The sequence below is a fragment of the Floridaenema aerugineum BLCC-F46 genome (assembly GCF_041929345.1).
GTDB lineage: Bacteria > Cyanobacteriota > Cyanobacteriia > Cyanobacteriales > Aerosakkonemataceae > Floridanema > Floridanema aerugineum.
On record NZ_JBHFNQ010000246.1, the window covers coordinates 1 to 10,736 of the forward strand.

The window sequence follows — 10,736 nt, forward strand, 5'->3', positions numbered from 1 at the left end:
TTACGTGGGGGTAGGAGGTGTGAATCTCCTAGAGGACAGGGTTCCTCGTACTAGACGACCAGTTCAGGTCGCACGTCGTCATTCATCCCCAACTAAATCGGAGATTTTAGGCAAGGGACTTCGGCCGACATTTTTGTTAAAATAAACATTTTTACGGAAGAGTTAATGGTTTAACTCTTCCGTATTTTCATTTTTAAGTGGAATGGTGCGTTACACGCTTAGTTAACGCACCCTACAAATAGAGCCTTTGCGTAAGTCCTAGTTTAAATAAACGGAATTAGTGTGAGGAGATAACAATCCGAACCAGTTTTAAGTAGCAGCACAAATAACTTGACGCATCTTTCGCATATTAGCTGGTAAATCTAAGAGCATTGCTTGTTGAATAAAAAGAGAAGGTACGGGAATAGTAGGGGTTGCTTGGACGCTATAGGTAAGCAAAGTACCATTACTCCAATCTTGTAATTTTAAATCAGCAGTAAAGTCATTAAAACTGCCTTTTTCCATACGGAATTGGATTTGCTGCTGCACCACTTCTATCACTTTTAAGTAAATTTCTACTTCCGCAGAAAACATTAAGAAAGCTTTGCGGGCAATTTGATACAGACGCTTGTTTTTGAGACTATCTCCTCTATTGATGACTTCGCTACGGATTAAGTCAGGGAAGTAATGTACCCAACGGGGATAATCAGTTAGTTGTTGCCAAGCGTGCGATCGCTGACAAGGCAAGTACATCGAAGCTGTACAAGCACCACCCCAAGCTGAGTGAGTTCTAGTTTCCAGCAAAACTTCCCCAGACAGCAAAGCTTTCTGTTGTTGTTGATTCCACACCACGTTTTTTACACTCACAGAAGGTTCAGATATACAAAGTGTAGTCATGATCGCTTAAGCAACTTAATTACTAATAGGGAATACAGTCCAGAGCTAGAAGTTCCCTAAAAAACTTAGGTGTTCTTCTCTGCCTATTTACCAAAATACCCAGATCAGTTGAAGAAACTGCAAAGTTAGAATAAAGATTTGGAAAATTTTTGGCTTCAAGATTAATGATATGGGTAAATTACCCAATTTATCGTTAAATTCGGTCATTTAAACAAAATATCTCTCTGGGAAAACTTGGAGAGCACAAAGATTTTTCTCCTTTCTCCTATGTATTTATCCTCAGTCAGGCATCCAGCACTTTAAACAAACAAACAGAACAATAAACACAGGTGAAGAAATCGCTGTGGCATAATGAAGACGAATTTCGGAAACAAGATTGTGGCTAGAACACCGAATCCAGGGAATTGGAGATTTATCTCGATTTTTAGTTTAATTCTCGGCATTACCTTAGTTGTTTGGGTACTCAGAGGTATGGCTATCCTCAGTTTTCTTCCAGGTGGCATAATTTGGGTGTTAATACTGTTTTGTGTAATTGCAGGCATACTCAGCTATTTGCAAGAAACAGTATGGTAAAACCTCGTTAGGGAATAGCAAACATGGAAAAATATATATGTACAGTTTGCAGTTATATCTACGATCCAGAACAAGGCGACCCAGATGGAGGTATAGAAGCAGGTACAGCCTTTGAGGATATCCCCGAAGATTGGATTTGCCCTGTTTGTGGGGCAGGAAAAGACGACTTTGAACCCTACGACGAGTAGTTGATTAACTTGAGTGTAAAACCAATAAAAATTTTAGCGATCGGTGGTGGGGCGGCAGGATTTTTCGGTGCGATCGCCTGCGCCCAAGCTCATCCTGATGTAGAAATTACCATTTTAGAAGCAAGTCATGAACCCTTGACCAAAGTGCTGATTTCTGGTGGGGGAAGATGTAACGTGACTCATGCTTGTTTTGAACCAGCCGAGTTAGTGCAGTATTATCCTAGAGGCGGTAAAGCTTTGCGGGGCGCTTTCAGTCGCTTTCAGCCAAGGGATATGATTGCTTGGTTGGCGGCGCAAGGTGTGGAACTCAAAACTGAGTCAGATGGCAGGATGTTCCCTGTAACTGATGATTCAGCGACGATCGCCAACTGCTTACTCAAAACCGCGAAAAATTTAGGAATAGAACTGCGGACAAAGGTCAAAGTTTCCTCAGTTGGGAAAATGGGGGGAGAATTAGGCAAATTTGAAGTGCGGTTGAAAGATGGCGAGGTGATGATTTGCGATCGCCTTCTTCTAGCTTCCGGTAGTAACCCTTCAGGCTACCAAATTGCCAAAGCATTAGGTCATCAAATTGTATCGCCAGTCCCATCTTTGTTTACTTTTAATGTTGGCGATCGACAATTAACAGAATTAGCCGGAGTCAGCGTCGAAAAAGTCAAATTGCGCTTACAAATAGCAGGCAAAACCCACTTTGAACAAACAGGCGCAATCTTAATTACTCATTGGGGTTTAAGCGGCCCAGCAATTTTAAAACTTTCTGCTTGGGGTGCAAGAATTTTACAGGAAAATCACTACCAAGCAAATCTACTAATTAATTGGGTTCCTGATTCCAACCCCGAATTTTTACGCAAACAATTGTTAGCAGTCAGATCTCAATTACCACAACGGCAAATTTCCACAACTTGTCCGCTTCTAGTCCCCAGACGTTTGTGGGAATATCTAATTGCCCGTGTAAATATTGCCTCTGAAGATCGATGGGCAGGACTTTCCAATAAAAACCTCAATCAATTAATCCAGGAAATTACTCAAGGTGAATACCAGATTAGCGGCAAAGGGGTTTTTAAGGAAGAATTCGTTACCTGTGGTGGCGTGAATTTAAAAGAAGTAAATTTTAAGACTATGGAAAGTAAGTGTTGTCAGGGGCTTTACTTTGCCGGGGAAATTCTAGATATTGATGGAGTAACTGGCGGATTTAATTTTCAGAGTGCATGGACAACCGCTTGGTTAGCTGGTCAAGCAATGGGAAGTTAGAAATTTTGCCTTTCGCTTTTCCTCTTTCTCTGTGTTCTCTACGCCGGATTTGGGATCAATCAAATATTTAAAGACCATGAAATTCAGCGAAATTGTCCAAAAACTAGACGTACCTTTTCATAGCTTGACATCATACGACGACATCGATCCAGAAATTACTGGTTTAGCCCCGATCGATAACGCACCTACAGGCACTTTGAGTTATATAGAAGGGGGAAAGTTTGCGGCAATGGTGAATGAAACTACCGCTAGCGCCTTGATTTTGCCGCCTGATGAACAGTTGCAGGAACAAGCTATTGAACGAGGAATTGCTTGGTTAGCTGATGCTGAACCCAGATTATTATTTGCCAAAGCGATCGCCTTATTTTATAAACCTTTTCGTCCCGATGTTGGGATTCATCCCTCAGCGGTAATTCATCCCTCAGTGGAGATTGGTAGAGATATTTATGTAGGCCCAAATGTAGTAATTCAAGCTGGTGTAAAACTCGGTAATGAAGTTTGTATTCATCCGAATGTAGTGATTTATCCCCGTGCAGAAATCGGCGATCGCACCACTCTCCACGCCAACTGTACCATTCATGAACGCACTATCATCGGCGCAAATTGTGTGATTCATAGTGGCGCAGTAATTGGTGCCGAAGGGTTCGGTTTTGTACCCACTAAATCTGGTTGGTTCAAAATGGAACAATCTGGTTGCACTGTATTAGAAGATGGCGTAGAAATTGGTTGTAATAGTACGATCGATCGTCCAGCAGTCGGGGAAACTCGGATTGCCCAAAACACCAAAATTGACAACTTAGTACATATTGGTCATGGTTGCCAAATAGGTTCTAATTGTGCCTTAGCAGCACAAGTAGGATTAGCTGGGGGAGTGAAAGTTGGCAACAATGTCTTATTAGCTGGACAAGTAGGAATTGCTAATCAAGCTGTGATTGGGGATGGGGCGATCGCCACTGCCAAATCAGGCATTCATAATAACGTAGAACCCGGGACAATTGTCTCTGGTATTCCTGCTGTTTCTCACAAAATCTTTCTCAAAGCTTCTGCCATCTACAGCCGCTTACCAGAAATGTACCAATTCTTTAGACAAATGAAACGTCATACTAATGAAAAGTAGCCCCCATTATCGGAAAAAGGTACTAACTTAGTAGGGTTTCCCGACCTAACAATTTCTCTGACTTGGGGCACTATATATTTGTAAGTTAAAGATGCCAGGAAGAACAACCACAAAACTTGAACCTAGATCTTTAACTGAGGTTTAAAAAATATCTAACTCTATTTCCCAAGAAGTTGACAAAAGGAGCGTTATCTATGAGATTAGTACGTTGGCAACCATTCTCTGAAATGGAATCCCTCCGTCGTCAAATGGATCGGATGTTTGACGAACTTCTGGAAATTAATCCTCAAGCTGGAAATACCAATTGGGCACCAGCAATAGAACTCAAAGATGAGGAAAATCACCTGATTTTACGAGCAGAAATTCCTGGTGTAGAAGCCAAACACTTGAACATTGAAGTTACCAGAGAAGCTGTATCCATTTCTGGTGAACATCACTCGGAAAAACGGACAGAGGGAAAAGGTTTATATCATTCTGAACTCCGTTATGGGAAGTTTCAACGCCTAGTACAACTACCAGTTCATGTGGAAAACGAACAAGTCAAAGCTGAGTTTAAGAATGGTATTTTGACTTTAACTCTGCCCAAAGCTGAAGAACTACGCCGCCAAGTCTTCAAAGTCAACCTCACCGACTAACAACCGCAAATTTCCGGCTGATAATTTCAGCGATCGAAACATTAGAAGTGAATTCATAACTTGACTTTTAAACCCTGAGTATTTGCAAGTAACTCCACAAATATTCAGGGTTTATTATCAGCGGTGAGAAAGAAAGAAATTTTGGTCATTGAAGGCAACACTCAGATCTTGCTCCAGAAAGGAGGTAGAACCTCCCAAGACCTCGTGACCAGGTTCAACCTGGTCACGAGAAATAGAGGCTTTGCCTCGTGCTACAAGATCGCACCAACAGAGGAGAGAGAGACAAGGGGACGAGGTGATAACTCAAAATTTTTCCTTTCCCTACAACTCAAAACTCAAACTTCCCCAGTCAAGAATCACCAGCCTAATTTTTCCAATATGGGACGAGTAGAAACAATATGTCTATCTAAACCCAATTGTTTCGGTTCCACACCTACAGCTAAAGCAACTAACTGCGGCAAATGCAATACAGGTAAACCTAACTTTTGCTCAATTACCTTTTCCACTTCTGGTTGACGGGAATCCAAATTTAAGTGACACAAAGGACAAGGAGTTACCAAACAATCTGCACCAGCTGCAATGGCATCTTGAATTTGTTTTCCTGCCATTTGAAAAGATTGGGTAGTAGCATAACTAGAAAGAGGCCAACCACAACATTGAGTTCTACCCTGATAATAAACAGGAGTTGCCCCCAAAGCCCGAAATACATTTTCCATTGATTCCGGCTGGTGAGGATCGTCAAAAGGGATAGACTTTTGCGCCCGGAGCAGGTAGCATCCATAAAAAGCAGCGCACTTCAGACCGCTCAGTTTGAGAACAACTCGCTTTTGCAATTCCTCTAATCCAAAATCTCCGACTAATGCCCAAAGGAGATGTTTAACCGTAGTATTACCGTGATAAGGGGAACAACCTTCTTTTTGCAAAAGGCCGTTAATTTCTTCGATGTAAGCTGGGTTAGTTTGCAATTCTTCTTTTAATCGCTCATCCACATGACCGATTACACCTTGGCAAGTGCTGCAATGGGTGAGTAAAGGTAAGTTTAACTCCTCTGCTAAAGCGATATTTCGGGCATTGACAGTATCTTCCAACAAGCGAGATTCTTCTTTAAAAGTGCCAGAACCACAGCAAGAGGCTTTTTTTAGCTCAACTAATTCAATCCCTAAAGCTTTAGTCAAAGCCGCTGTTGATTGGTATAATTCCCGGCAAGCACCTTGGGCAACACAACCGGGGAAGTAAGCATATCTAAGAGTCATTTGTCAAGTATTATTGGTGAAGTAACCAAGAACCGGATAGTAGTTCCTATCCTAATGATGGCGCTTTTAGGGGTTTTGGGCGGTTACAGGAGTTTGCTAGATAGGAAAATTTTCATTGCCACGATCGCAATCCTTGTCCCAAGAGTCCCAAGAGTCCCAGCGTCAGCCTCAACCAAGATCGGGACTGACCACAGCAAAATATTTTGGGTGTCAATCAGAAAATTGGCTATTGACATGATAGAGGGATCACCATATCAGATAAGATTAAAAAATGCTTAGAACAATCTTGATTGGAAAGGCAGTTCTAGCAACCGCGATAAGGAAGAGCTATGAGCGAACAGGAAATTTTCGATAAAGTAAAAGGCATTGTGGTAGAGCAATTAGGCGTTGAAGCCGACGCAGTAAAACCAGAAGCTAACTTTGCTGACGATCTAGGAGCAGATTCCCTAGATACAGTGGAATTAGTTATGGCCCTAGAAGAAGAGTTTGATATTGAAATTCCCGACGATGCCGCCGAAAAGATTCTAACCGTGCAACAAGCGGTAGAATACATCAACGACAAAGTGGCGGCATCAGCATAAGAAACCTTGTGGAGAGGCTTTTTCAAGGAGAAAAGCGATCGCTTCGCCATGCTCCGGCATTATCAGACCTCTCTAATTTCCTAAACTCTCAGAGATTATCCATTGTTTATTTTGTTCTGCGTTCTGGGCAGGGAAACCCAAGTTAATAGATGAATCATGACAGATTTTGAGCAAAAGCGCGTTGTTGTTACTGGCCTGGGAGCGATTACACCGATCGGCAATACCTTAAGTGAGTATTGGGAAGGGTTATTGAGCGGACGCAACGGCATAGAATTAATCACTTTATTCGATGCGTCTAAGCATGATTGCCGTATCGCTGGCGAGGTAAAAGGATTTGACCCCCACGACTATATGGATCGTAAAGATGCTAAACGCATGGATAGATTTGCCCAGTTTGCGGTTGCAGCTAGCAAGCAGGCTTTAGCAGACGCGCAGTTTGTCATTAACGAACTGAACGCAGAACAGGTGGGGGTAATCATCGGTACAGGAATTGGTGGTCTGAAAGTATTGGAAGATCAGCAAACAATCCTGTTAAATCGTGGACCCGATCGCTGTAGCCCGTTTATGATTCCGATGATGATTGCTAACATGGCTGCGGGGTTAACGGCAATTCATACAGGGGCAAAAGGGCCAAACTCTTGCTCTGTAACTGCTTGTGCCGCTGGTTCAAATTCGATCGGAGATGCGTTTCGCCTAGTTCAAAGAGGCTATGCCCAAGCGATGATTTGTGGTGGGACAGAAGCAGCTGTTACGCCTTTGTCATTTGCGGGATTTTCCTCAGCCAGGGCATTATCGACCAGAAATGACGATCCGGCTCATGCTTCTCGTCCGTTTGATCGCGATCGTGATGGCTTCGTCATGGGCGAAGGCACAGGTATCCTGATCTTAGAAGAACTAGAACACGCCCTCAGCCGAGGAGCCAAAATTTACGCCGAAATCGTTGGCTATGGCATGACTTGTGATGCCTACCACATGACTTCCCCAGTCCCTGGGGGAGAAGGAGCCGCTAGAGCAATCCAGCTATGCTTAAAAGATGCTGGTTTAACTCCAAACCAAATTAGCTACATTAATGCTCACGGCACCAGCACACCCGCTAATGACTCCAACGAAACCAAAGCAATTAAAACAGCTTTGGGCGAAAGCGCTTATCAAGTAGCGATTAGTTCCACTAAATCGATGACAGGTCATTTGCTGGGCGGTTCCGGTGGCATTGAAGCTGTAGCAGCGGCAATGGCAGTAGCTAACGATCGAGTTCCACCCACGATCAATTTAGAAAACCCCGATCCAGAATGCGATTTAGATTATGTCCCAAATCAAAGTCGCGCTCAAACAGTGGAAGTTGCCCTCTCCAACTCCTTTGGTTTTGGGGGTCATAACGTCACATTAGCTTTTAAAAAGTACGTTGCTTCCTAGTGGTGGGTTTGGTTATTAATGTTTGGCTGCGATCGGAAATTTTGCTTTGCAACCCGCCCCTACAAAGTAAAAAGTAAAAAGTAAAAAGTGAAAAGTGAAAAGTGAAAAGTAAGAGCTATTCTTTTGCCTTTTGCCTTTTAACTTTTAACTTTCTCAGTGGTAGTTGGTAAGGTAAACGCAGACAAATTCATTCCAATTACCAAACCAAGACTAATGTAAAAAACAGTACCGGAGGGCATCCGGGAACTGAGGACAAAATCCTGAATGACTGGGGACAGACCCGCCTCTGGCTAACTGTGGCGAGAGCTACAGGGAGTTAAGCGGACTGAATGAGCCAGTAATTCCTCTGGGCAACCGGGGAAGAATCTCCTGCTACATCGCTGGCGATTAGTGGTGAGAGGATGTCAATAAGCAAAAATACTTGCCCATCGCTCCGGTAAATGGGATGATGGGTGATAATGTTTTGGGGCGATCCAGAGCGCCAAAATTTAGTACACCGACCAAGTTTCCGATCGTCGTTAACAAGAAAAGATTATGGCTGTTGCAACTCAATCCCTAGAGGAACTTTGTATTAACGCTATCCGCTTTCTCGCAGTAGATGCGGTACAAAAAGCAAATTCTGGACATCCAGGATTGCCAATGGGCGCAGCGCCAATGGCATTTGTGCTCTGGGATCGCTTTATGCGGTATAACCCGAAAAATCCCCAGTGGTTTAACCGCGATCGCTTCGTCCTCTCCGCAGGTCACGGCTCCATGTTGCAGTACGCTCTGCTTTACCTCATGGGCTACGATAGCGTTTCGATCGAGGATATCAAACAATTCCGTCAGTGGGGTTCCAAAACTCCCGGACACCCAGAAAACTTCGTTACGCCTGGGGTAGAAGTTACTACTGGGCCACTCGGACAAGGAATTGCCAATGGAGTAGGGTTAGCAATGGCTGAAGCCCACCTCGCCGCTAAATTCAACAAACCCGATGCCAAAATTGTTGACCATTATACCTATGTAATTCTCGGTGATGGTTGCAACATGGAAGGCGTTTCCGGCGAAGCTTGTTCTTTTGCGGGACACCTGGGATTAGGTAAACTAATCGCCCTGTATGATGACAACCACATCTCGATCGACGGTTCTACAGATGTAGCATTCACCGAAGATGTTTCTAAGCGGTTTGAAGCTTACGGTTGGCACGTCCTCCATGTCGAAAACGGTAACACCGATTTAGATGGCATTGCTAAAGCCATTGAAGAAGCCAAAGCTGTCACCGACAAACCAACCATGATTAAGGTGACAACCACTATTGGTTATGGTTCTCCCAACAAGCAAAACACCGCAGGCGTTCACGGTGCCGCTTTGGGAACAGACGAAGTAAAATTGACCCGTGACAATTTGGGCTGGCAATACGAACCCTTCGACATCCCAGAAGATGTACTCAAGCATACCCGCAAAGCAGTAGAACGCGGTGCATCTTACGAAGAAGAGTGGAACAAAGCTTTTGATGAATACAAAGCTAAGTATGCCCAAGAAGCAGCCGAATTTGAACGTTTCCTGAGTGGTGCATTGCCCGATGGTTGGGATCAAGTATTGCCGACTTACACCCCGGAAGACAAAGGTGTAGCTACCCGGAAGCACTCAGAAACTTGCCTGAACAAACTCGGCCCAGTTTTACCTGAGTTAATAGGTGGTTCTGCTGACTTGACTCACTCCAACTTGACTGAACTCAAAGGTATTGGTGAGTTTCAGAAAGGGCATTACGAAAACCGCAACATCCACTTTGGGGTACGGGAACACGCGATGGGTGCGATTTGTAATGGGATGGCGCTGCATCGTTCAGGATTAATTCCCTATGGCGCTACCTTCTTGATTTTTACAGATTATATGCGGGCGGCAATCCGCTTATCTGCATTGTCTGAAGCTGGCGTAATTTGGGTAATGACTCACGATTCAGTTGGACAAGGGGAAGATGGCCCAACTCACCAACCGATCGAAACTATCGCTTCTTTACGGGCGATTCCTGACTTAACAGTGATTCGTCCTGCTGATGGTAACGAAACTTCTGGCGCTTATAAAGTAGCGATCGAAAAAGCCAAGAAAAATGAGCCTACCCTGTTAGCGTTTACCCGTCAAAACGTTCCCAACTTAGCAGGTACTTCGATCGAAGGCGTAACCAAAGGTGGTTACGTCGTAGTTGATTGTGAAGGTACACCAGAGTTGATTTTGATTGGTACTGGTTCAGAACTTAGCCTCTGTGTCACCGCTGCGGAAAAACTCACCGCTGAAGGTAAGAAAGTTCGGGTTGTTTCTCTACCTTCTTGGGAGTTATTTGAAGCGCAAGATGCAGCTTACAAAGAATCTGTTCTGCCAAAAGCAGTCACCAAGCGGTTGTCTGTAGAAGCTGGTTGCAGTTTTGGTTGGCACAAGTATGTGGGAACTGAAGGCGATACTGTTAGTATCGATCGCTTCGGTGCTTCCGCCCCCGGTGGCGTTTGTATGGAGAAGTTTGGCTTTAGCGTTGACAATGTGTTAGCTAAGGCTCAAGCATTGTTAGCATAATCCACCACCTCTGACTAAATTTAGCTTGACAAAAAGGCTCTCTTATGCTAGGGAGCCTTTTTAGACTGTGAGCTTACAAACAAAGAAAGGGTTAAATTAAGTACAAATGTACTATTGTAATCCAGAGCAGGTTATTATAGTTCAATATTCTTTCTGATCCTGAGAGCTTGACTAAATCGGCAAATTATTAACTAAACTTACTTATAGTTGCCTATTATGAGTAAGTTATGTGGAAGGTTTCAGAATTTGGAGATTTGGTTGGAGTTTCGGCATCGACACTTCGTAGATGGGAGCAGGAAGGC

Annotated in this window: 11 protein-coding genes; 9 read left to right on the forward strand and 2 right to left on the reverse strand. The window is 43.8% G+C overall.

The window, feature by feature from the left end; translation table 11 throughout:
* Positions 1-309: 309 nt before the first annotated feature.
* A complete protein-coding gene (locus ACE1CC_RS33460; RefSeq protein WP_413274760.1) occupies positions 310-876 on the reverse strand; it encodes an SRPBCC family protein in 567 nt (188 codons plus the stop codon).
* Positions 877-1,254: 378 nt separating this feature from the next.
* On the opposite strand from ACE1CC_RS33460, the gene ACE1CC_RS33465 reads away from it, so the two are divergent.
* From ACE1CC_RS33465 to ACE1CC_RS33485, 5 genes are all read left to right on the forward strand, one after another.
* Entirely contained in the window at positions 1,255-1,449 is a 195-nt protein-coding gene (locus ACE1CC_RS33465) for a hypothetical protein (protein ID WP_413274761.1), read from the forward strand.
* A 23-nt stretch (positions 1,450-1,472) separates the two neighbouring features.
* Positions 1,473-1,637: a rubredoxin gene (rd, locus tag ACE1CC_RS33470; protein WP_413274762.1), complete on the forward strand. Its 165-nt coding sequence runs from the start codon at positions 1,473-1,475 to the stop codon at positions 1,635-1,637.
* 9 nt (positions 1,638-1,646) lie between these two features.
* Positions 1,647-2,888 (forward strand): BaiN/RdsA family NAD(P)/FAD-dependent oxidoreductase, encoded by a 1,242-nt coding sequence (locus ACE1CC_RS33475; RefSeq protein ID WP_413274763.1) that lies wholly within the window; start codon positions 1,647-1,649, stop codon positions 2,886-2,888.
* 76 nt (positions 2,889-2,964) lie between these two features.
* A complete protein-coding gene (gene lpxD, locus ACE1CC_RS33480) occupies positions 2,965-4,005 on the forward strand; it encodes a UDP-3-O-(3-hydroxymyristoyl)glucosamine N-acyltransferase (protein ID WP_413274764.1) in 1,041 nt (346 codons plus the stop codon).
* A gap of 194 nt (positions 4,006-4,199) precedes the next feature.
* On the forward strand, positions 4,200-4,640 hold the full coding sequence (locus ACE1CC_RS33485; protein ID WP_413274765.1) for an Hsp20/alpha crystallin family protein: 441 nt from the start codon (positions 4,200-4,202) through the stop codon (positions 4,638-4,640).
* 356 nt (positions 4,641-4,996) lie between these two features.
* Here ACE1CC_RS33485 and ACE1CC_RS33490 read toward each other — a convergent pair whose 3' ends face one another.
* On the reverse strand, positions 4,997-5,893 hold the full coding sequence (locus ACE1CC_RS33490; RefSeq protein ID WP_413274766.1) for a CoB--CoM heterodisulfide reductase iron-sulfur subunit B family protein: 897 nt from the start codon (positions 5,891-5,893) through the stop codon (positions 4,997-4,999).
* Between the two features lie 329 nt (positions 5,894-6,222).
* Here ACE1CC_RS33490 and ACE1CC_RS33495 point away from each other — a divergent pair, with 329 nt between their 5' ends.
* From ACE1CC_RS33495 to ACE1CC_RS33510, 4 genes are all read left to right on the forward strand, one after another.
* On the forward strand, positions 6,223-6,474 hold the full coding sequence (locus tag ACE1CC_RS33495) for an acyl carrier protein (RefSeq protein WP_413266336.1): 252 nt from the start codon (positions 6,223-6,225) through the stop codon (positions 6,472-6,474).
* 156 nt (positions 6,475-6,630) lie between these two features.
* On the forward strand, positions 6,631-7,887 hold the full coding sequence (gene fabF / locus ACE1CC_RS33500; protein WP_413274767.1) for a beta-ketoacyl-ACP synthase II: 1,257 nt from the start codon (positions 6,631-6,633) through the stop codon (positions 7,885-7,887).
* A gap of 534 nt (positions 7,888-8,421) precedes the next feature.
* A complete protein-coding gene (tkt, locus tag ACE1CC_RS33505) occupies positions 8,422-10,434 on the forward strand; it encodes a transketolase (protein ID WP_413274768.1) in 2,013 nt (670 codons plus the stop codon).
* A 227-nt stretch (positions 10,435-10,661) separates the two neighbouring features.
* On the forward strand, positions 10,662-10,736 hold a 75-nt coding region (locus tag ACE1CC_RS33510; RefSeq protein ID WP_413268434.1), incomplete at its 3' end, for a MerR family transcriptional regulator.

Coding starts and splice junctions, on each gene's coding strand:
- ACE1CC_RS33460 (WP_413274760.1), bottom strand. CDS start 876: ATGACTACACTTTGTATATCTGAACCTTCTGTGAGTGTAAAAAACGTG.
- rd (WP_413274762.1), top strand. CDS start 1,473: ATGGAAAAATATATATGTACAGTTTGCAGTTATATCTACGATCCAGAA.
- lpxD (WP_413274764.1), top strand. CDS start 2,965: ATGAAATTCAGCGAAATTGTCCAAAAACTAGACGTACCTTTTCATAGC.
- ACE1CC_RS33485 (WP_413274765.1), top strand. CDS start 4,200: ATGAGATTAGTACGTTGGCAACCATTCTCTGAAATGGAATCCCTCCGT.
- ACE1CC_RS33490 (WP_413274766.1), bottom strand. CDS start 5,893: ATGACTCTTAGATATGCTTACTTCCCCGGTTGTGTTGCCCAAGGTGCT.
- ACE1CC_RS33495 (WP_413266336.1), top strand. CDS start 6,223: ATGAGCGAACAGGAAATTTTCGATAAAGTAAAAGGCATTGTGGTAGAG.
- fabF (WP_413274767.1), top strand. CDS start 6,631: ATGACAGATTTTGAGCAAAAGCGCGTTGTTGTTACTGGCCTGGGAGCG.
- tkt (WP_413274768.1), top strand. CDS start 8,422: ATGGCTGTTGCAACTCAATCCCTAGAGGAACTTTGTATTAACGCTATC.